Origin of the sequence: Lapidilactobacillus gannanensis, assembly GCF_003946675.1 — a bacterium.
GTDB lineage: Bacteria > Bacillota > Bacilli > Lactobacillales > Lactobacillaceae > Lapidilactobacillus > Lapidilactobacillus gannanensis.
In genome coordinates this window covers 37,057-57,655 of the sequence record NZ_RHOT01000006.1, presented here as the reverse complement: position 1 = coordinate 57,655, position 20,599 = coordinate 37,057, and the positions used below count along the sequence as shown (strand labels likewise).

The 20,599-nt window shown below is 40.6% G+C and carries 21 protein-coding genes; 16 read left to right on the top strand and 5 right to left on the bottom strand.

The window, feature by feature from the left end; genetic code table 11:
* Window positions 1–6: 6 nt before the first annotated feature.
* The 9 genes from EKM81_RS03015 (at window position 7) to EKM81_RS02975 (ending at window position 9,040) form a co-directional block, all read left to right on the top strand.
* On the top strand, window positions 7–1,056 hold the full coding sequence (locus tag EKM81_RS03015; protein ID WP_125648234.1) for a sensor histidine kinase: 1,050 nt from the start codon (window positions 7–9) through the stop codon (window positions 1,054–1,056).
* A gap of 58 nt (window positions 1,057–1,114) precedes the next feature.
* Window positions 1,115–1,930: a bifunctional hydroxymethylpyrimidine kinase/phosphomethylpyrimidine kinase gene (gene thiD / locus EKM81_RS03010; RefSeq protein ID WP_125648302.1), complete on the top strand. Its 816-nt coding sequence runs from the start codon at window positions 1,115–1,117 to the stop codon at window positions 1,928–1,930.
* A 29-nt stretch (window positions 1,931–1,959) separates the two neighbouring features.
* A complete protein-coding gene (locus tag EKM81_RS03005; RefSeq protein WP_125648231.1) occupies window positions 1,960–2,445 on the top strand; it encodes a nucleoside 2-deoxyribosyltransferase in 486 nt (161 codons plus the stop codon).
* An 18-nt stretch (window positions 2,446–2,463) separates the two neighbouring features.
* A complete protein-coding gene (locus EKM81_RS03000; RefSeq protein WP_225420156.1) occupies window positions 2,464–3,237 on the top strand; it encodes an ABC transporter ATP-binding protein in 774 nt (257 codons plus the stop codon).
* Window positions 3,215–5,278, top strand: a complete 2,064-nt coding sequence (locus EKM81_RS02995; RefSeq protein ID WP_125648228.1) for an FtsX-like permease family protein — start codon at window positions 3,215–3,217, stop codon at window positions 5,276–5,278. The genes EKM81_RS03000 and EKM81_RS02995 overlap by 23 nt, the downstream gene beginning before the upstream one ends.
* A 104-nt stretch (window positions 5,279–5,382) precedes the next feature.
* Entirely contained in the window at window positions 5,383–6,117 is a 735-nt protein-coding gene (locus EKM81_RS02990) for an MBL fold metallo-hydrolase (protein ID WP_125648225.1), read from the top strand.
* A 334-nt stretch (window positions 6,118–6,451) separates the two neighbouring features.
* The gene (gene spxA / locus EKM81_RS02985) at window positions 6,452–6,850 is read left to right on the top strand and encodes a transcriptional regulator SpxA (RefSeq protein ID WP_125648223.1); all 399 of its coding nucleotides are present in this window, start codon (window positions 6,452–6,454) and stop codon (window positions 6,848–6,850) included.
* Between the two features lie 282 nt (window positions 6,851–7,132).
* Window positions 7,133–7,840, top strand: a complete 708-nt coding sequence (locus EKM81_RS02980; RefSeq protein WP_125648220.1) for an adaptor protein MecA — start codon at window positions 7,133–7,135, stop codon at window positions 7,838–7,840.
* Window positions 7,841–8,077: 237 nt separating this feature from the next.
* On the top strand, window positions 8,078–9,040 hold the full coding sequence (locus EKM81_RS02975) for a competence protein CoiA (RefSeq protein WP_125648217.1): 963 nt from the start codon (window positions 8,078–8,080) through the stop codon (window positions 9,038–9,040).
* A 132-nt stretch (window positions 9,041–9,172) separates the two neighbouring features.
* Here the strand turns inward: EKM81_RS02975 and EKM81_RS02970 are convergent, their stop codons facing one another.
* Window positions 9,173–9,823, bottom strand: coding sequence for a DsbA family protein (locus EKM81_RS02970; RefSeq protein WP_125648214.1), 651 nt, complete (start codon window positions 9,821–9,823; stop codon window positions 9,173–9,175).
* A 108-nt stretch (window positions 9,824–9,931) separates the two neighbouring features.
* Window positions 9,932–10,537 carry a CYTH domain-containing protein gene (locus tag EKM81_RS02965; RefSeq protein ID WP_125648211.1) on the bottom strand — a complete coding sequence of 202 codons (606 nt, stop codon included), beginning with the start codon at window positions 10,535–10,537 and terminating at the stop codon, window positions 9,932–9,934.
* A 342-nt stretch (window positions 10,538–10,879) separates the two neighbouring features.
* Between EKM81_RS02965 and EKM81_RS02960 the strand changes: the two genes are divergently transcribed.
* The 4 genes from EKM81_RS02960 to mgtE are packed head-to-tail and all read left to right on the top strand — an operon-like array spanning window position 10,880 to window position 14,748.
* Window positions 10,880–11,632, top strand: a complete 753-nt coding sequence (locus EKM81_RS02960) for a GTP pyrophosphokinase (protein WP_125648208.1) — start codon at window positions 10,880–10,882, stop codon at window positions 11,630–11,632.
* A complete protein-coding gene (locus EKM81_RS02955; RefSeq protein ID WP_125648205.1) occupies window positions 11,629–12,456 on the top strand; it encodes an NAD kinase in 828 nt (275 codons plus the stop codon). Before EKM81_RS02960 ends, EKM81_RS02955 begins: the two co-directional genes overlap by 4 nt.
* Window positions 12,446–13,354 carry an RluA family pseudouridine synthase gene (locus EKM81_RS02950; protein WP_125648202.1) on the top strand — a complete coding sequence of 303 codons (909 nt, stop codon included), beginning with the start codon at window positions 12,446–12,448 and terminating at the stop codon, window positions 13,352–13,354. Before EKM81_RS02955 ends, EKM81_RS02950 begins: the two co-directional genes overlap by 11 nt.
* A gap of 29 nt (window positions 13,355–13,383) precedes the next feature.
* Window positions 13,384–14,748: a magnesium transporter gene (gene mgtE / locus EKM81_RS02945; protein ID WP_125648200.1), complete on the top strand. Its 1,365-nt coding sequence runs from the start codon at window positions 13,384–13,386 to the stop codon at window positions 14,746–14,748.
* Between the two features lie 234 nt (window positions 14,749–14,982).
* Here mgtE and EKM81_RS02940 read toward each other — a convergent pair whose 3' ends face one another.
* The 3 genes from EKM81_RS02940 to EKM81_RS02930 form a co-directional block, all read right to left on the bottom strand.
* A complete protein-coding gene (locus EKM81_RS02940; RefSeq protein WP_125648197.1) occupies window positions 14,983–15,516 on the bottom strand; it encodes a sensor histidine kinase in 534 nt (177 codons plus the stop codon).
* A gap of 66 nt (window positions 15,517–15,582) precedes the next feature.
* Window positions 15,583–16,290: a histidine kinase dimerization/phospho-acceptor domain-containing protein gene (locus EKM81_RS02935; RefSeq protein ID WP_125648194.1), complete on the bottom strand. Its 708-nt coding sequence runs from the start codon at window positions 16,288–16,290 to the stop codon at window positions 15,583–15,585.
* Window positions 16,291–16,299: 9 nt separating this feature from the next.
* Window positions 16,300–16,887 carry a response regulator transcription factor gene (locus EKM81_RS02930; RefSeq protein WP_318531225.1) on the bottom strand — a complete coding sequence of 196 codons (588 nt, stop codon included), beginning with the start codon at window positions 16,885–16,887 and terminating at the stop codon, window positions 16,300–16,302.
* A gap of 250 nt (window positions 16,888–17,137) precedes the next feature.
* Between EKM81_RS02930 and EKM81_RS11490 the strand changes: the two genes are divergently transcribed.
* Genes EKM81_RS11490 through EKM81_RS02920 form a run of 3 tightly spaced genes read left to right on the top strand, consistent with a single transcriptional unit; the run spans window position 17,138 to window position 20,468 of the window.
* Window positions 17,138–18,415: an ArnT family glycosyltransferase gene (locus EKM81_RS11490; protein ID WP_318531224.1), complete on the top strand. Its 1,278-nt coding sequence runs from the start codon at window positions 17,138–17,140 to the stop codon at window positions 18,413–18,415.
* Window positions 18,348–19,457, top strand: a complete 1,110-nt coding sequence (locus EKM81_RS11485) for a mannosyltransferase YkcB-related protein (RefSeq protein WP_318531223.1) — start codon at window positions 18,348–18,350, stop codon at window positions 19,455–19,457. Before EKM81_RS11490 ends, EKM81_RS11485 begins: the two co-directional genes overlap by 68 nt.
* A gap of 33 nt (window positions 19,458–19,490) precedes the next feature.
* Complete coding sequence (locus EKM81_RS02920) at window positions 19,491–20,468, top strand: glycosyltransferase family 2 protein (protein ID WP_125648191.1); 978 nt, start codon at window positions 19,491–19,493, stop codon at window positions 20,466–20,468.
* The last annotated feature ends 131 nt before the right edge of the window (window positions 20,469–20,599 follow it).

Sequence of the window (20,599 nt, the reverse complement as noted above, 5' to 3'; positions counted from 1 at the left end):
GTAAGGATGACATTCTTTAAATTTTTGAAAGATCACTTGCTACAGATCCTGTTTTGGCTAATGGGATTGATTTTGCTGAATTTAGTTATTTGGTTAGATCCATCCAATTCTGTGGCATTAGCTAATTTATTATATTTAGATTTATTACTGGTCGTTTTTTTAGCGATATTTCTCTTTATTCTTTACTGGAGCCGGCGCAATTGGTATCAGCAATTAACCAGTAAAATAAAGGATGCTGATAATATTTTAAATTATCCACTAGATAATCCCCAGTCTAATGATGAACAATTGGTGGCACAGTATTCGCAAACGCTCTTAGATACTCATCAGCAGATTTTAAATAGCTTGATCAATGAACAAAATGATCAGCGCGAGTTTGTCGATAGTTGGGTTCATGATATTAAGGTCCCTTTAGCTGCATTAAAGCTAATTACTGATAGTGTTGAAGATCAAATCAGTGAAGAGAAGTATCTGCAGTTAACTGACGAAGTGACGCGGATGAATCATTATGTTGAAAAAGTGCTGTATTATTCGCGGTTAAGCAGTTTTGCTAATGACTATTTGATTCAGGAATATTCCTTAAAAGATATTATTAATCCGGTTGTTCGAGATAATATGAATTACTTCATTAATAAACGAATTCAGTTAGTGCAACATAATTTGGATTATACTGTTTTAACTGACCGCAAGTGGCTGAGTTTTATTCTGGAACAGTTACTATCAAATAGTTTGAAATACACACCTGCTCAAGGAACAATTACGATTGAGGTTGTGTCCCAACGTGATGGGTTAAACCTTTTGATCAAAGATAGTGGTGTGGGGATTCCAGAAGCTGATTTAGGTCGGATTTTTGATAAGGGATTTACTGGCGAGAATGGCCGTCACGCTGATACTCACGCGACGGGATTGGGACTTTATTTAGCCAAACAATTGGCCGATAAATTGGGCCATCAAATATCAGCAACTTCTAAAGTGGGTCAAGGAACGACTTTAGTGATACATTTTCCACTGCTGAGTTATTACAATAGTCCCGGCAGCGCGACACAAATTCGATAATATAGGTTTCAGGATGATGTAAAAATGAGGGAGATTTTGAAAGATGACGAAGCAAACTATGACGACTAATCAAACAATTCAGGTAGTGACAATCGCTGGTAATGATTCTGACGGCAGCGCGGGGATGCCTGCTGACTTACACAGCTTTTTCCAACGTGGTGTTTATGGGATGGGATTGTTGACGGCAGCGGTTGCCGGGAACTCTTATGGGATTGATGCGGCCCAAATTATGCCTGTGGACTTTATTGCCCAGCAATTTGCTACTTTAGCGCGTGATTTTGACATTCGTGCGGCTAAAACAGGTATGTTAGCTGATAGTGACGTGATTAATACTGTTGCTGATTGTTATCAAAAGTATGATTTTGGCCCATTAGTGGTTGATCCGGTGATTATTACCAAACATGGTAATTTGTTACTGGAAGCAGCAGCATATGAAACCTTTAAGGCGCGTTTAATTCCGTTGGCTACTGTCATCACGCCTAATTTTTTTGAAGCGCAGAAGTTAACAGGGTTGTCACTGGCTAATGATGCGGAAATTATGGCGGCTGCGGAAAAGTTACAGGCGATGGGTGCTCAAAATGTTTTGATCAAGGGGCGCCATGATCAAGATCAGCAAGCTGAGGTTCGTGATTATGTGCTAACGGCGACTGGCGAGCATTTCTGGCTAGCAGAGCCGTTTGTTCAGACTGATCGCGTGAATGGCACTGGTGACTCTTTATCGGCGGTTATTACTGCGGAAATCGGTAAAGGTCAAGATGTCGCGTCAGCTATTCGGATTGCCAAGAAATTTGTTCATCAGGCGATTGCGCAACCAATTGCGGTCGGCCATAAGTATGGTCCCATTAATCATTGGGCTACCGATAATTTAAAATAAGTAGATTCAAGTGAAAGTAGGTAATTACTATGGCAAAAGTTTATCTAGCCGGTCCTTTTTTTGATCAAGCGGGAATTGAATTACAGCGCTTAGAGGCTGTCAAAGCGGCGTTAAGTAAAAACCCCACGATCAGTGCAGTTTTTAGCCCGAAGGATGAAGATTTAAAAAGTCCGATTATCAGTCAATTACCTGTGATGAGTTCTGACTGGCAACAAGCTGTTTTCGAAAATGATCTGCGTGGACTTAAAGAAGCAGATGTCTTACTTGTCATCACTGATTCTGCCAGTAACGCAAATGGCTCTGATGATGGCACTGCTTTTGAAGTGGGCTATTGGTACGCAATGAACCAAGTCAGCCAACAGCAGCGTCCCATTGTGTTATATGCTGAAAGGGCTGCTAAATTGAATTTAATGATTGCGCGCAGTGCTGAGTATTACACAACAGTTTTAGCAGAGCTAGCTGATTTGGATTTTAATCAGCTACCCACAAATCCTTATCAAGGCGTGGTTAATTAATGAGGAGGCGATTTTGGCATGCGAATGGTGGAAGTCAAGCAAGTCAGTAAAAGTTTTGGTGCCCGTAATAATTTAGTGCGCGCCCTGAATAATATCAGTTTCACCATCGATCGTGGTGAGTTCGTCGGGGTAATGGGTCCGTCTGGTGCTGGGAAAACAACGTTGTTGAATATTATGTCAACAATTGATCACCCGTCAGTTGGTCGGGTTTATCTGGCCGGGCAAGAGATTACGGCCTTGCCAGAACGTGATTTAGCTACTTTTCGTCGTGAGAATATTGGGTTTATTTTTCAGGATTTCAATTTACTCCCAGCGTTATCAGTTAGTGAAAATCTAATAATGGTTTTATCAATGTTGAAGATTCCACGTGAGGAAGTTCAGAAGCGTTTAGCATACTACAGTGAGCATCTAAATTTAAAGCAGTTGTTGAATCGCTACCCAAATGAACTGTCGATTGGACAAAAGCAGCGCGTCGCCGCAGCGCGAGCGTTGATGACGCAACCTAAAATTTTATTTGCGGATGAACCAACAGGAAGTCTGGATTCCAAATCAGCAACCGAATTACTTCAGTATTTGGCGACAATTAACTTAGAAAATGAAACAACCATTATGATGGTGACTCATGATGCATTTACCGCTAGTTATTGTAATCGCATTGTTTTTATTAAGGATGGGGCCTTTTATTCAGAGGTTGTTCGTTCTGGTAGTCGTCAGCAGTTTTTTAATCAGATTATTGACATGCAAGCGGCAATTGGTGGAGGCAAAATAAGTGATTTTAGAAACCGCGATTAAGAATTTTCGCCGCCATTTAGCTGGTCGAGTTTTGTATTTAGTTGCTCTGGCCTTACTGGTCATGGTTTCTTACGATTGTTTAACGACCTATCAAGATTCATTTATTAATCAAATTAGTCAAGGAAATCCGGCATTAGTCGCTTTATTGCTGTTGTTTTTTTCGTTGCTAGGTTTTGGCGTTTTAATTATTTTTTATGCGAATCGCTTTTTTATTCATCAACATCGACCAGAGCTTGGCTTAATGATTATCTCAGGATTATCACGGAGTCAAATTGCTTTAATTTTTTTCTTGGAGACGCTATTTGGTGAATTATTAGCGTTGGGCTTTGGCTTGATATTGGGGTTACTAACTAATAAGTTGTTTGCCATGTTGCTACTCAGGTTGATGGGGTTGCACGCAGCGACTAATCATTGGTTCTCCTTAGCAGCACTCTGGAAAACTGGCTTAGGTTTCTTGATTGTTTTTATATTAGTTGGCATTTTTGATAGTTCGCGAATTTTTAGTTTACGAACGGTCAGATTACTGTATCCCAATGATTTGGAGGGTATTCGGCAAAGAAATTCTTGGTTTAATCGATTACTAGCTTGGTTAGGGCCTTTATTGATTATTGCTGGATACGTCGCAATTTTTAAATTAAGCTGGATTCATTTTATGGAAACGTTGCGCTTCAGTGATCGCGCTACCTTAAATACAGGCTTAATTATGATAACTTTGATTTTGGGTATTTGGTTTTGTTTTCGAAATACGATTCCTGCACTCTTTGCTTGGTTGCAAGGGACAAACTGGGCCTATCGCCAGCAGCGAATTTTGGATTTTGCGACTACTGGCCAAGAAGTGCAATTCCATCATCAATCATTAACGCTGACAACTCTATTTGTTACTGCTTCAGTGGTACTATTGGGCTTCGCATCAGTACTATATTCAGATGGCTTTCGTAATTTAGAGGAAGAAGCCCCGATAGATCTAGTGGCTGATCACCAATATCATGATCAGGTTTTGCAACAAATTAAAGCACGTGGTGGTCAATTAAAGCGATTGGCTCACTTGCCTGTAAAAATTATGCCAGTGGCGTTTCACGGCCCGAAAAGTGAAGTGATTATGTCACAGGCAACTATGCCGATTGAAATTGTCGGGATGCATAATTATTTGCAGATTCAACGGCATCAAAAAAACTTGCTGCCAGTAATTCTTGATCGTAACCAAGCACTATTCATATCGGCCGACTTTCAGTATCAGCATGTGCGTTTGCATGAGTTAATGAAGAATCAAGTGCAGTTTGCTGACGCTAAATTACCTCGCTTACAAATTGTCGCTTTTTCTCGGGTTTATCCCTTTGGCAGTAATCTTTTCTTCGGCAATGTTCTAGTGGTGCCGGATAATATATTTGAACAAATTCCGGACACCAATAGTCGGGTACTGGTGGGCTACCGCTTGATGAAAATTGCCCCTGACAGTAACTTCCTGCAAAAGATTGACGATAATTCCTATAAGTCTAAGGCTTCACGCCAAATGCGTTACACTTACCCTAAACAGTTGCAAAAAGCTAAAATTACCATTTATCAGGATGTCAAACGTGATTTAACTAACGCCTATATTAGTTCTAATTATTCGGTCCGTGGTCCAGCTCAAGTCTTGTTACAGCGGGTTTTGGGCGCGATTGTTTTTGTGATTGGTTTATTGGCCATTCTGATGACTTTTGCCTGGGCCAGTGTTTGTTCCTTGCGGGAACTATCCGAAGTAGAGCGAACACGGTTTGATTATTTAACCCTAACCAAAATGGGTATTGAACAGCATTATCTATTGCGTTACAGCAATTGGAAAAATCGCTTGCTTTTTCTTAGCCCGGTTATTTTTGGGATTGGTAATGGGCTACTCGTGATGCGCTTTGTGGGGCTATATTTGAATCACTTACCATTAAAACTGCTATATTTGTTAACGGCAGTGGTTTTTGTGATTTATTGGTGTTTCTACTTATTTACGGCCTATAATTATCGTCGCATCATTAAGATGAATAGACCACCAGAACAACAAGCGCGTTAGTAATCAGCGCCAATTTTAAATAGGTTTTCCAGTGAAGTAAGATTTTTGCTGAGCTACTCAGCAAGGATTACAATAATTTTGTGATCAAAAGGAGCTAGATATTATTGAAAATAACTATTTTAGGCTATTATGGTGGTTATCCAACTGCTAAAGCGGGAACGACAGGTTTTTTAATTGAAGAGAGTGGCTACCATTTATTGTTAGATTGTGGGAGTGGCGTTTTGACAGAATTGGAGCGTCATTTGGATCCGCTACAATTAAATGCGGTATTGCTAACCCATTATCACCAGGATCATATTGCTGATGTGGGTGTTCTTCAATATTATTGGCAACTACGATCTGGTCAGCGTCAAGAACCCATTTTGCCGATTTATGGGCATACTGAAGATTTATTGAATTTTCCTAGTTTGACCTGGACTAATGCGACTAGGGCTCAGGCGTATGATCCTGATGTGCCTTTAAAATTAGGGCCTTGGACCATTACTTTTCAGCGGACCATTCATCCAGTGCCGACCTTTGCTGTTCGGATTGTTAACGCAAGCGGTAAAGTCTTGGCTTTTACAGCTGATAGTGCTTATTTTCCAGAATTAGCGGATTTTGTTCAAGGAGCAGATTTGCTGATTACAGATACGAATTTTAATAATCAAAAAACGGGGAAAATGTGGCATCTAACTTCTGGACAAACCGGCAACTTGGCAATGGCCGCAAAAGCGCATCGAGTCTTGCTTAGTCACTTACCACAAACTATTGATCATCAACAACTTTTGGCTGAGGTGAAAGCTGCAGCACCAACTATACCAATTTTGCTAGCTAGTCGTGGCTTGACTCTAGAAGTATGAAATAATTATGCATGATTGGCTACTAACTTTAAGTAAGCCTAGTGGTAACGGCATTTTTAACAGGCGGTTAACAACTAATTTATACAGAATATTTAAATTATCTTAATAACAAGAAAAATATTTGATTAATCAAATTATTATATAAAACGCGAATCAAGTTTAACATTGATATATCAAGAAAGTATATTTGGTCATACCATGTATATTTCAGTTTCTTTACAATTTTTTTGAATTTAACTAGATTTTTCTCACTAGAATGGTTATAATTAACTTGTGAATTGATAAGGGAAACATCTAGTTATGTTCAAGATTATGTTATAAGGGAGCGAACGTCATGGTAAATTTATATACATCACCAAGTTGCACATCCTGCCGTAAAGCCCGTGCTTGGCTTAAAGAACATAATATACCTTTCAAGGAAAGAAATATTTTTTCTGAGCCATTAAGTAAGGACGAAATTAAGGCAATTCTTCGAATGACTGAAGATGGAACTGAGGAAATTATCTCAACTCGTTCGAAAGTATTTCAGGAATTAAATGTCAATTTAGACAGCCTCAAGATGGATGAATTACTCGACTTAGTTGAGCAAAATCCTGGCCTCTTACGTCGGCCAATTATTATGGACGATAAACGTCTTCAAGTTGGCTATAATGAAGATGAGATCCGTCGCTTCTTACCCCGGGAAGTACGGGCATTGGAATTACAGCAAGCACAATTATTGGCTGGTTATTAAATTAAAAAATTTAACTGGTAGGTGAATCGTTTATTAAGTTACCTACTTGAATTTAGTTCCGTTTGGCCATTTGGCTGGACGGAATTTTTGTATCTTTAAAAGCTGAAGTAACTTCACAATCTGGTTAATTCGTGTTACTATACTTTAGTAAGTGACTATAAAGATAAAAAAGTAGTTTAGTCGGTTTTTTTAAGTCTGGTGGTGTAGTATACTGCTTAGATAGGGATGAACTTTGTCGATGATGGCAAAGAGTCCTTTGGTCGCAGAAATGAGGTGGACCTAATGGAAATGGAACGAATTGATGAAAATACGATCCGGGTCATTCTTGGCAATGATGATTTAGCTGAGCGTGGGGTCACAGTTTTGGATTTACTGGGTGACCACCAACAAGTCGAGAAGTTCTTCTATTCTATTCTAGAAGAGGTTGACACAGATCATATGTTTGCCAGCGATGAGGCGGTTTCGTTTCAGGTGATGCCCAATAAGAAGGGTTTAGAGATTCTGATCAGTAAAATGTCAGATGAAGATTTAGCCGAGAAGGAACAATTACAATCAGCTTTTAAACCAAAAGCAAAAGTTAAAAAGAATAATAGCCAATTGGCAGCGTTACAACGTAAATTACAAGGTACCGATCAGGATGATGATGACGATTTCAGCCATTATTTAGAGGATCGGGATGTTAATTATCGACAACTTGTTTTACAATTACCTGATTTTGAGGCCTTGATTCAATTGGCCAGTGTTTTGCGAGTGGATTCAGCCATCTCCAATTTATATCGTTATCAAGGGGCATTTTACCTTGAGTTAGTCCTGTTTGAAGATGAGATGCATGATATCAGTGCTGATGATGCGCTAACGATTGCGAAAGAATATGGTCAGAAGACAACAGTTACTGCTGAAGTTTTAGCAGAGTATGGTGAGAAGATCATGGATCAAGTCGCCTTACAGTTGATCCGACATTATTTCTTAAATGATCATCAGAAGGACTAGACTAGCACCGTTGTTAAGTATGAACTGAACAAAAAGGCCGGCACGCGGTAAAGACGTTTAGCTGGTGAGCATTAACGTAAAAAGGCGAACAATTCGGCAGAATTGCTCGCCTTTTTGGCGTTAAGCTGGACCGATTCTCTGGGGAAAACACGCTTCAGTTGTTATAGCTGGTTTTGTTTTCTAGCACAGTCGCGGTCTTTTTTTATTAGTTGGCGTAATTATTATTGGTGATGAGAAATGTATGCTGCTTTACAAGCCGATAATCGTTTAATTAATGCTCAGCGAGATTTACCGCGCCAAGCAAATTATCGTTGTCCTAATTGCCAACAACCAGTTCAGTTAGTTATTTCTGGTCGAGGGCGGCCTTTTTTTCGTCATGTGGCAGCTTTCGAGACCAACTATGCTGAAAGTCAGTTACACGAACAAGGCAAATTACAACTTTATCAGGAAATGCAGCAGCTAGGTGTGGCTGCGCAAACTGAAGTTATTTTAGGGAGTGATCAGGAACGACGGGCCGATGTTTATTGGCAACATGGTCGACAAAAATGGGCTTTAGAATTCCAATGTGCGCCCTTATCGTTGGTAGAATTGACACAGCGTCATGTATCATATCAAAGCTTACAGGTCAATGAAATTTGGTTGTTGGGCGCAACTTATTGGTCTGCCGGTCAGGTACCTGTGAAAGCCGCACGTCATTATATTAGTTATGGTCAGTATTGGGGATATTATTTAGCTTATTGGCAACCTCAGCGGCGGCAAGTTTGTTTATTGAAGCATTTGCAGTATCGACCACCAGCAAGTCAACTTTATTATCAGCTAGCGTGGTTACCATTAGCAGAATTTATTCAGTTGGTGGCTCGGCAACGTGTTGTAGGCTTGCCCCGAGTGCTCAGACCGCAATCCTTGTCATTTGACCCGCGGCTATGGTTATTTGAACAATTGCACTGGCCAACAACGCGTTGGTGGCATTGGCAAGATCGTTGTTATCAGCAAGGTTTGCGGCTAACCGATTTACCACGGTGCTTGTGGTTACCCCAGGTTTTACCGCCAAGTACCAAACAATGGTCGGTGTTGTTAGAACGGCAAATTGCTTGGTATCTACAGTATCACGAACTAAATTGGTCACAACGAAGTCGACTGTACTTACAAAGTCAGTGGCCACTGTTGCCCAAACCAATTCAGAAACACGCAGTTAAATAGTTGCTGGACCGATTCGAAATAGAAAACTGAAAAATATGGTAAAAAACCCAAGTACAATTCTGATTCGACGATCAGAATTGTACTTGGGTAATTTAACGAGCTAGATTTAATTAGTAGAGTTGCTGCTTTGCTCTAAATAAGATGGGATAAAGTCCGACTGCTAATAATTTTTAGCACTGGCCGTTGGCTATCGAAATCAGATTGTTGTTGTGGCAGTTTATCTTCTAATAATTGGTCAATTAGGACTTGGGAAACAGAACCATTAATTAGAATACCATCGCCATCAGGATTATGGCGATAGTCAACAAAAACAGTTGATGGCGTTTTGAGTACACCTAAATCATTTGCTAGCTGGCGATCAGCGTGGCATAAGTCTTGAACTAGTTGCCCTTTGCGATCGTCCCAGAATGTATCTTGGTCAAGTTGAACTTCGTCGGCAATCTGTTCAACTAATTGGTCAGAATAATGGCTAAGTCCAGCATCACAGAGATGTTCTTGTAAACTCATCATGAAGGCACGGGCTTTTTTGTTACCTTGAAAGGAGGCTGCCTTAAAGTCAAGCATTGATTGATAGGTGATGGTCATGACTTGATTACGCAAGGCCAAATCATGGTCATCAAGATGGTTTCTTTGAAGATAATCGGTTACAATCCGCATATTAGTCATTGGTACTAAATTTATCTGTGCTCTTTGTTGATGTTGCTTAAGACCACGCATAATATTTACTTCAGTTGTTAAACAAAGCTCACCAATGGGATTGGCAAACATAAATATTTCTAACAAGGTTGTTCCCCCATATTAATCGTAAGTTCAGAATAAAAATAGAGTAACTCAGCGTCTAGAAGACCCGCTTACTCAATAATGATCGAAGAATTTAACCAATTACAATTATTAATTACGTTTAAAATCGTTTTCAAATTCTTTGACGGCTCGAGCAACTTTATTTAGTTGTGGACGCTGTGGAATTTGATGTTGTTGTAGTAAATCACGATAAAAGTTGTTGGCCTGAATTGGTTCCGAGGTCTCCAGTTCCAATTCGAAATCTTGTCGACCATTAGGATAAGAAGTGCGATCGATAGTTAAATCACCAACTGGTAACTTCGCGATTTGTCGTTTAGTTGTTCCTTGACCAATTAACTTAAGCCGCCGCGGGTCAAGCTTGTATTTTGCTAAGGCAAGAATCGATTGGCCAGTCATTAAGATCTGATGCTGGTCCAATAATTGAGCTGCCTGCTTAAGTGTTAAACGATCAGTGATTTCATATAACTGGTGTCGCGCCGGTGTCGTCACGGGCGCTGGCACTTTCAACGTTTGTTCAGCATAATCGACAAAAAGGCGAATGCGCAAACCACAATGTGCTTGCTGTAATAAGCGATCCGGCGTGTCGAAATAATAATTCTGCTGCAGGAAGGGTTGACCAAACGGATAAGCTTGACGCAACTCGTCATACTCTGTGACTGTTAGTAAATTCTTAAATTCAACCTCTAAAGTCGCCATTGTCTGACCTCCCAAAAATTATTCTAACATGGCCATATATGAACTGCATTAAAATTGCTTGAATTAAGTATTACAGCTTGATGACGGTGCACAATTTTTTGCTTTAACTAGACAACTATTTGGCCGCTAGCTGTGCCAGTTAGAAAATAATCGGCTAAAAATTCAAGCCTTAATAAGGGTCATTGAGGTTAACTAGTTAAGGCATATTATTCGGTGCTGGCGGGCAGTTGAAATAATTGGTACGGTTAGCTTTTAACGCTGGTACGATATCCGGTTTCCCCGCGCTAAGAGCAAGAAGTGTGTTAAAATAAATGTGGATTACGAAGAGTGGGGAATTTTAATATGATTGAAAATTGGTCACATTTTTTAATGCCTTATAGTCAAGCTGTTGATGAGTTGAAATTGAAGTTTCGTGCCATTCGTCAACAATATCAAACTGCTGGCGAACATTCACCAATTGAGTTTGTGACTGGACGAGTCAAACCAGTTGGCAGCATTCAAGAAAAAATGAAACGGCGCTTTATTCGTGAAGATGTTCTAGAAACTGATATGCAGGATATTGCTGGTTTACGGATTATGTGTCAGTTTGTTGAAGATATCTATCAAGTTGCCGATTTATTACGGCAACGAGATGACATGACTGTCATTGAGGAACGTGATTACGTTTCGAATAGCAAGCCGAGTGGTTATCGCTCTTATCATATTGTCATTGAATATCCAATTCAGATGTTAGATCATACCAAAAAAGTTTTAGTTGAAGTTCAGGTACGAACATTGTCCATGAATTTCTGGGCGACAATTGAACATTCATTAAATTATAAATACAATGGGGCGTTCCCTGAAGACATCAGTGCCCGGCTTAAGCGTGCTGCTGAGGCATCATTTATGTTAGATCAAGAAATGTCAGAAATTCGTGAGGAAATTCAAGAAGCACAACGTTATGCGTATGGCCATAAATTAATTGACAGTGATGCGCATCGACTAGCGTCTACCACGACAGCTGATGATGACCCGAACGACGCTTCAAATGCACCAGGGACCAAGGATAACGACAAGGCGCCAACTGATCAAGAGAAAAATGAGGATAAGCTATGAGAATTGCAGTTTTAGGAAATCCAGGTAATCAATCTCAGCGCGTTGCGACTGAACTGAAACAACGTTTACTTGCTTCTGGGCATACACTGGACGAACGACAGCCAGAATTAGTTATTAGTGTTGGTGGTGATGGTACTTTGCTTAATAGCTTTCATCGCTACAATCACCAGTTGGATCAAGTGCGGTTTATTGGGGTTCATACTGGTCATCTTGGCTTTTATACTGACTGGCGTGATTATGAGTTGCCAGAATTAGTCCAATCAATTAATGAGGATCAAGGTCAGAGTGTTAGCTATCCCTTATTAAGCGTCGCAGTTGATTATCAAGATCAAGAAGAGCCGAGTCACTTTTTATCATTAAATGAGTCAACGATCCGGCGCAATGCGTTAACAATTAAAACCGATATTTATATTCGCGATGAGTTATTCGAGAGCTTTCGAGGTGATGGTATCTGTGTCGCAACGCCAACGGGTTCCACTGCTTATAGTAAGTCACTTGGTGGAGCGGTGTTACATCCACGTTTAGAGGCGTTACAAATGACTGAAATTGCTTCGATCAATAATCGCGTCTTTCGAACACTGTCATCACCAATTGTGATTGCCCCAGATGAATGGATCACGATTAAAGCAAGCTCGGCGGCTGATTATACTTTGACGGTTGATCAAATGAGTAGTCATAATCGCTCAATTAAACAAATTAGATACTCAATTGCGCAAGAACGGATTCGCTTTGCTAAATATCGCCACATGCATTTCTGGTCGCGAGTTGAAGATGCTTTCTTGGGAAATGCCCAGCAGGAACGGCGCCTAACGCATGGAATTTAAATGGACTTATCAAGCTAAAAATGCTTGGCCGCAACCAATGATTTTACAAACATTCCTTAAACAAAAGGGTTTTTCTAAGGCCCAACTTGCCCGTCTGAAATTTTCAGGCGGACAAATTTTTGTCAATCATCGTGAACGTTATACCAATTATCAGCTACATGATCAGGACGTGATTCGGGTTTTTCTGGCCCCAGAATTGGCGGCTGCGACTATTCAACCGAGTCAATTACCAATAGAAATTGTTTACGAAGATGATTTGTTTTTGGTGCTGAATAAATCGGCCGGTGTTCCTTCGATCCCATCGCGGACGCATGCAACTGACACGATTGCTAATCGAGTTAAGGGTTATCTTCAGGCGCAAAATGCCGAGAGCCTTAGTATTCATATTGTGACGCGCTTGGATATGGATACTTCAGGCTTGATCATTTTTGCCAAGAATGCTTATGGGCATAGCGTACTGGCACAGCAAGGTAAGACCCATACCTTGCAAAAGTCTTATTTAGCAATTGCTCAAGGGCAATTTACTCAGACCTCAGGTTTAATTGATTTACCAATTGGTCGTGAGCGACAGCATTCAATGAAACGGATTATTACTAAGACTGGCAAAGCGTCACAAACTTCCTATCAAGTGCAGGCCAGTACTGCCAAGGCTACTTTGGTCAAGTTAGCCTTGCTGACTGGTCGAACGCATCAAATTAGAGTACACTTAGCGGCAATAGGGCACCCGCTATATGGTGATCAATTGTATGGTGGCCCAATGTCAATTGAGGCACAACGCCAAGCGTTACACTGTACCGAGGTAAAATTCTACCAGCCAATCAAGCAGCAAGAAATCGTATTAACTGCGCCATTGCCAGCAGATATGGCTCAATTATGGGCTCATTTAAACTTGGTGTGACGTAAGAACTTTAATCGTGGGGTGACATTATGGAGCAAAATAATGGGACGAACAAGGTAATGCAGGCGAAATTATTACAAGCGCTGACGAAAAACGAAAATAAAGTTTTTCGTAAAGCATTCTTGGATATGCATTTTTATGATCAGGCTCAGTTTTACCTCTCATTAGTGCCCGAGCAACGACAAAAACTTTATCAGATTTTGGACCCCCATGAAGTTGGCGATTTCTTTGATACGATTGAAGATGATTTACCAGAAATGCGGGAATTATTACTAGAAATGGACACGAGCTATGCCGCTAGCTTATTGAATAGTATGTTTGATGATAACGCAGCGGATATTTTGGAGCACTTGCCTAAAGACGAAGTTGATCGTTATTTGAATTTGATGGATAAAGCTGATGCCAGTCAGTTACGCAAATTATTACATTACGATACGGAAACTGCCGGCGGGATCATGACTACCGATTTCATTACCTTACAGGCGGAGTTAACGGTTGGTGAAGCACTCACTATTTTGAAACATGAGGCTGACGAAGCGGAAACAATTTACTATGTCTATTTAGTTAATGCCGATCAGCGTTTGGTGGGTGTGATCACGTTACGAGATTTAATTGTCACCGATGATGATACCAAGTTGGCCACCATTATGACTGCTCAAGTAATCACTGCCAGTGTTCATGATGAACAAGCTGATGTTGCTCAAAAGATCCGTGATTATAATTTTATTGCTTTACCAGTTGTTGATGATCAGCAACGCTTAGTAGGAATTGTCACGGTTGATGACGTTATTGAAGTTATTGATGACGAAGCTCAAGCAGATTACTCTGGGTTAGCCGGGGTCGATGTGGAAGATGTTTCAGATAATCCTTTGAAGGCTGCTTCAAAACGGTTACCCTGGCTGATTACGTTGCTTTTCTTGGGGATGTCAACAGCTACTTTGATCAATCATTATGAGGACTTGCTAAGTGAAGCCAGTATTTTAGCTGTTTTTATTTCCTTAATTACTGGGACTGCCGGTAATGCTGGTACTCAGAGTTTGGCCGTTGCTGTTCGGCGCCTGGCTTTTAAGGGCAATGATAAGCCTAAACTTGTGCGCTTGGTCGTCAGTGAAATTCTGACTGGTTTGGTGACTGGTTTGATTACTGGCTTAACCATCATGTTAATTGTCGGTTTTTGGAAGCAGAATTTTGCCTTAGGTTTAACGATTGGTTTGGCAATGACAGCCGCCATCACTGTTGCCAACTTGGCCGGAAGCTTGATTCCAATGTTAATGGATAAATTAGGTTTTGATCCCGCTGTCGCTAGTGGTCCTTTTATCACAACCTTGAGTGACTTAACAAGTGTGCTGATTTATTTCAGTATTGCGCAAGTCTTTATTCATGCTTTTATGTAAGAAATTTATAAGTAATTATTTAAAGAGTGGGGTCAGTTGATTTTTGTGGTTTAGTTTGTTAATGGCAATGTAGTCACGGCGAAAAATTGGTGGCACTTAACGTTAAAATAGTCTGTTTGACCGTCTTCAATTTTATTTTCTGAAGGCGGTCAAACAGACTATTTATTTACCAGTGCATGGTCATTAGACAATATTTCTGATTGTAACTAGCCAAAAAAATTATTGTTGTGAGTGTTAGTGTCGTTTGCGAGAGGCTGCTTTTTCGGTACGCGGTGACTTTAGTGGTAAACGAACCAGCATTTTTGTACCAGCAGGATGATTGGCCTGAACTGCTAGGTGGCCTTGATGCTGCTGAACAATAAGTTGCGCGATGGCTAGGCCTAAACCACTACCGCCAGTTTGTTGGGTACGTGAATGATCTGCTCGATAGAAACGATCAAAAATATGTTTTTGGGCCTCAGGACTAATGCCAATTCCGGTGTCGCTAACGTCGATTGCTAACTGACCGTTCTGAGCTTTAATGGTGACAGTAATGGTATCACCGGCGTGAGTATACTTAAGGGCGTTATCCAATAAAATCACCAGTAATTGACGGATTTGCGTTGGATCGGCCACAAACTTTTGTTGATAGAAATTTTGTAGTAGTAAAGACTTTTGTTGCTGACTAGCGATTTCCTGATAGGGTGTCACTATTTGATTCCAGAACTCAAGACTGTTGATGGTTGTTGGCTGGTTGGTCAAGGCTTTTGCGTCAGCACGAGCCAGCATTAATAGCTCGCCCGTGATTTTTTTAAGCTGTGTGGTCTCGGTGAGTGCCGTATTGATTGGTTCAATTTAATCAATGATGGTTTGTCGTGGCTGGGTCAATAAATACTCGAGATTATTTTGAATGATTGTGAGTGGGGTGCGTAACTCGTGGGCTGCATCGGCACTAAAATCGCGTTGCTTCTGCCAAGACTGAATAATTGGTCGCATACTACGTTGGGTCAGGAAATAAGCAATAATAACCGCCAAGAGACCGCAAATAATTAGTGTGAATAATAATACCAAGCGAAAATTATTGAAGGCATTGATTTGTGGATCGATATTCTGAATAAGTAAAACATAATGACCAGCATAGGCAGGATTGGGATTCTTACGACTGGCCTTAACTAGTAATGTCCTAAAATTAGCTTGATTATTATTTCTAGTTAACGTGATTGTTTGCAGCTGATTAAGGGTTTTTGTATCCAAGCTAATTGATTTAAACAGATTGTAATTTTGCTGACCTAAAAAATTTTGATTACTGATCTGACCGTTTTGATTGAAGACGACTGCATTGGCCTGAAATGGCAAATTAGGTGCGTTTTTTGGTTGTCCTTTGGTTGAAGTAAGTTGCGTTCGTTGTTGATTCAGATTTTGGTCCACATCATTGTATAAAGTTCGCTGATACAAGTTTAAAATAATCAAGGCTAACACGACAAAAATTAGGCTAAAACTAAATAATTCAGCCCAGAATAATTGCCAACGTTGATGTTGGATCACAGTAGTTGTTTTTTTCATGGCCTAATCCTAATCCTCCAACAAATAACCAACATTGCGGACTGTTTTTATTTTTAATTGGGCCTGAGCTTGTTTGAGCTTTTTACGTAGAGTGCTTAAATAAACTTCCACAACTGTCTGACCAGTTGTCGAGTCCAGTCCCCAAATGCGTTGGAAAATCTGCATTTTTGTCAAAATAATTCCGGGATTCTCTAATAAATAAACAAGTAAATCATATTCCTTACCAATCAAATTTAATGATTGCTGATTAACTAGAACAGTTCGGGCGGCAAGATTAACGACTAGGTTTGCATGAGTCAATTGTTGAACGGTTTGTTGTTGACCACTGCGGCGCAATAATGCTTGAATTCGCATTAATAATTCTTCGCGATGAAATGGCTTAACTAAATAATCATCTGCGCCCAAAGCAAAGCCATTCGCCTTATCTGGTAAGGTATCTTTAGCGGTCAAAATCAATACAGGAAAATTTAAATGATCTTGCTGCCGCCAAGCTTTTAAGAGCTCATAACCGTTTTTGCCAGGAAGCATTAAATCAAGAATGATTAAGTCAAAGGTACCGGACTCGCCGGCAACTTGACCATTTAGGCCGTCACTAATAATTGTGACAGTCGCATCTTTTTTTTAAAATTGCTGGATGCTTTCAGCAAGTTTGAGGTTATCTTCAATTAGTAGAATATTGGGATTCATCATTATTTACTCCTAAAAAGATCACATTTATTTCATATCGTTTTAATCTTGGTTTATGGTGGTGTGGCTAAACTTAGAAATAAGTTCTGATTGATTAATAATTTTAAAACAAATCAATCAGTAATTAACTGGTAATGATGTTCACTTTAGCATCATATCAATGAACTTATTTAAGGATGAGGTGATGTCTTTGGCACCAGTAAAAGAAAGCACGATTGCTACAGGACAATCAGCTACGCCAAGTCAATCTGTAAAAAAGAGTCGTAAGCTGCAAGTTGATTGGTTTCTGATTAGTATTTTAATTTTAGCACTATTTTTGTATGGTTGGAAAATTTGGGCAGCAGGCAATGCCAATGATTTTTATACTGCTGCAATTGTTAGTATGACTAAAAGCTGGAAGAATTTCTGGTACGCTAGTTTTGATCCGGCTGGTTTTATTACAGTGGATAAACCGCCAGTGGCATTGTGGTTTATGGCCATCAGTGCGAAAATTTTCGGTGTTCACGGTTGGCGTATTGTTTTGCCCTCAGTACTTTTTGGTGTCGGGTCGGTCTATTTGCTCGCGCGTTTAGTAACCCCCAAGTTTGGTCGCCTGGCTGGCAACTTAGCCGCCTTGACCATGACATTGACGCCGATTGTTGTGGCTGATTCGCGGACGAACAACATGGACGCTACTTTAATTTTTTTCCTATTATTAGCGTTGTATTTTCTCCAGAAAGCGACTAAGGCTAGCCGCCCTTGGTTGGTCATGTTAAGTTTCGGCTTAATTGGCGTTAGTTTTAATATTAAAATGTTACAAGCTTTTATGATTTTGCCGGTAATGTATTTGTATTATTGGTTGGCAACACGCAAAAGTTGGCGTCGTAAGCTAGGTCATTTAGTTCTGGCAACGATTTCCTTAGCATTTTTTACATTGTTATGGCCAGTAGCGGTGGATTTAACTAGTGCTGATCAGCGCCCCTATGAAGGTGGTTCAGAAACCAATTCAGTTTTAGAGTTGGCCTTCGGTTATAACGGTAGTCAGCGTTTGTTAGGACAATCAACCGGGATCGGTTCACGCTTTAGCGGCATGGGCAATTCGACTAAAAAAGTGACCACGACTGGTAAAACGACTGGCAAACAAGCGACAAATAAGACTGCGCCAACACCGCCGAACGGTAAAAAGTCCAGTGGGATGACACCACCAAATATGAAGAATGGTGGCAAAACCGGCACAAAACCTAGTGGTAATCCGCCAAGTGGGCTTCCCGGAAAAAGTAACAATCCTCAAACTGGCTCCAGCAAGCAATCAACATCTGGGAGCGGTCAGCAGCCAAACGGTCAGACTGGTGGGCAACAAGGCGGACCTAGTGGTAATGGTGGTGCCGGTGGTGCATTTAACATTGGTACGGCTGGGGCCATTCCGAATCTTCCAAAAGGCTTTGGGACAGCAAGTTAGTTGGTTTTTGGGCATTGCGATCCTGGGCCTGATTAGTGCCTTAGCTTACTATCGACGTCGGCGTCAGCGTTGGTTCCAAACTAGTGAACGTCAGAATGAAGTCTTGTTGTGGACAGGCTGGTTAGTACTAACTTATGGTTTCTTCTCTATTGCAAGTTTCTTTCATCCTTACTATATGATCATGTTGGCACCAGCAATTGTTGCTTTAGTAGGGATTGGTCTCCCAACAATGTGGCAACAGTTCTTCCGGCAACACTTACGTTGGTCAACCTTTTTATTGCCAGTGGCGATTTTAGGAACGAGTGCCTTACAAGCTTGGTATGTTTATGAGAATTATTCTTGGTTGGCCTGGTTGATTTTGATTGCCGGTGTTACCACGGTGGCTTTATTATTTGTGGCTAAGGATAGTGCGCGTCAACATCATTGGTTCCCAGTAATTCTGATTACCGGAATTATCGGGACAGTGATTGCCCCAGCTTGGTGGTCCTTAACGCCAACGATCGCAGCTGAATCGGCAGCCATTCCTTACGCTGGACCGGCTCTGTTAACGACAGCAAGCAATCAAGGTGGTCTAGGTAATGGGACTGTTAATCAGAAGTTATTAACTTATTTAGAAAAAAATCAAGGTCAAGCAACTTATCTTTTTGCCACGACTGATTCAGGAACGGCGGCACCATATATCATTGCGACCGGGAAAGCAGTCATGGCTATTGGCGGCTTTAATGGTACTGACAATGCGATTAGCTTGGCCAAGTTTAAACAATTAGTAAAAAATGGTCAGGTGCGCTACTTCTATGTTTCTGGTCGTAGTAGTGATAACGAAATTGTCACTTGGGTTAAAAAGTATGGTACGAAGGTTGCAACTAAGAAATATAGTCAGACAACTAGCCAGAATTTTGCTCAGACTAATCAGACGCAAAGTACGTCAAAACAAGCAAGTGGTACACCACCAAATAAGCCAACTGGTACTAAACAAGCCGGGACAGCTACTGGTGGCATGGACCAAACTGGTACGCTTTATGATTTATCAAGCATTAATTAGTATCGTAATTTTACTGCAGAAAGGAGTCAGACAATGACCGATAAACTTATTTCAATTGTCTTACCAGTTTATAATGAACACGAAATTTTACCGACCACGATTCAGACTTTAGAGGATTTTGTTGCCGGGCAGCCCCAAGACTATGAATTGATTTTTGTAGACGATGGTTCGCGTGATTATAGTGCCACCATTGTGGAACATGCCCGCTTAAAATATCATAATTTGAAGTTGGTCCAGTTTTCTCGCAACTTTGGCCATCAGATTGCTATTACAGCAGGAATTCGTTATGCAAGTGGCGATGCAATCGTGGTCATGGACGCCGATTTGCAGGATCCGCCAGAAGTAATTCCGGCGATGATCAAGCAGTGGCAGGCAGGTTATCAAGTTGTTTATGGTAAACGACTTCAACGTGATGGTGAAACTTGGTTTAAGAAGATCAGTGCGCATTGGTTTTACCGCATTCTTGCTAAATTAACGACGATTCAAATCCCAACTGATACTGGTGATTTTCGGTTAATTGACCGCCAAGTTGCCGAAACTCTTAAAAAGGTCAACGAAGATGATCCTTATGTTCGTGGATTAGTCAGTTGGGTCGGCTTTCGGCAAACTGCGGTTGAATACGAACGTCATGAACGTTTGGCTGGTAAGAGCAAGTATCCCTTGAAGAAAATGATTAAATTAGCTTTTGATGGTATTACTTCTTTTTCAGCCGTACCATTAAAGTTTGCCACTTGGCTGAGCGCTATTTTAATTAGCTTTGGTATTTTACTAGGATTAATTAGTTTAATCGTGGGGCAAGCGACGAATATCACACTTTTAGTTTTTATGATGTGCCTTTGCAGTGGGGTAATTCTCTTGATCATTGGGATTCTTGGTGTTTATCTAAGTCGCATCTTTGCTGCCAGTCGTCAACGTCCGTTATACATTGTGGCTAACACTGTTGGTTTCAACAAAACAGCAGCCATCACTTGGCACCATTCGACCCACAATGAAATTCGTAAACGTGGTTAATATGACCGGCATTAAAAAACAGTTAGTCAGCGTAATACTATTTGCGACTAATAGTTTATCCTGATTGATATAAATAAGCAGCGGGCGACCAAAGATAATCTTCCGTTGCGCATTAACAAAAAATGCCGAAC

Excerpts from the sequence above, each read along its gene's own strand:
- EKM81_RS03015 (WP_125648234.1), top strand. The coding sequence starts at position 7 with ATGACATTCTTTAAATTTTTGAAAGATCACTTGCTACAGATCCTGTTT.
- thiD (WP_125648302.1), top strand. The coding sequence starts at position 1,115 with ATGACGACTAATCAAACAATTCAGGTAGTGACAATCGCTGGTAATGAT.
- EKM81_RS03005 (WP_125648231.1), top strand. The coding sequence starts at position 1,960 with ATGGCAAAAGTTTATCTAGCCGGTCCTTTTTTTGATCAAGCGGGAATT.
- EKM81_RS03000 (WP_225420156.1), top strand. The coding sequence starts at position 2,464 with ATGCGAATGGTGGAAGTCAAGCAAGTCAGTAAAAGTTTTGGTGCCCGT.
- spxA (WP_125648223.1), top strand. The coding sequence starts at position 6,452 with ATGGTAAATTTATATACATCACCAAGTTGCACATCCTGCCGTAAAGCC.
- EKM81_RS02980 (WP_125648220.1), top strand. The coding sequence starts at position 7,133 with ATGGAAATGGAACGAATTGATGAAAATACGATCCGGGTCATTCTTGGC.
- EKM81_RS02975 (WP_125648217.1), top strand. The coding sequence starts at position 8,078 with ATGTATGCTGCTTTACAAGCCGATAATCGTTTAATTAATGCTCAGCGA.
- EKM81_RS02965 (WP_125648211.1), bottom strand. The coding sequence starts at position 10,537 with ATGGCGACTTTAGAGGTTGAATTTAAGAATTTACTAACAGTCACAGAG.
- EKM81_RS02960 (WP_125648208.1), top strand. The coding sequence starts at position 10,880 with ATGATTGAAAATTGGTCACATTTTTTAATGCCTTATAGTCAAGCTGTT.
- EKM81_RS02955 (WP_125648205.1), top strand. The coding sequence starts at position 11,629 with ATGAGAATTGCAGTTTTAGGAAATCCAGGTAATCAATCTCAGCGCGTT.
- EKM81_RS02950 (WP_125648202.1), top strand. The coding sequence starts at position 12,446 with ATGGAATTTAAATGGACTTATCAAGCTAAAAATGCTTGGCCGCAACCA.
- mgtE (WP_125648200.1), top strand. The coding sequence starts at position 13,384 with ATGGAGCAAAATAATGGGACGAACAAGGTAATGCAGGCGAAATTATTA.
- EKM81_RS02940 (WP_125648197.1), bottom strand. The coding sequence starts at position 15,516 with ATGCTGGCTCGTGCTGACGCAAAAGCCTTGACCAACCAGCCAACAACC.
- EKM81_RS02935 (WP_125648194.1), bottom strand. The coding sequence starts at position 16,290 with ATGAAAAAAACAACTACTGTGATCCAACATCAACGTTGGCAATTATTC.
- EKM81_RS11490 (WP_318531224.1), top strand. The coding sequence starts at position 17,138 with ATGAACTTATTTAAGGATGAGGTGATGTCTTTGGCACCAGTAAAAGAA.
- EKM81_RS02920 (WP_125648191.1), top strand. The coding sequence starts at position 19,491 with ATGACCGATAAACTTATTTCAATTGTCTTACCAGTTTATAATGAACAC.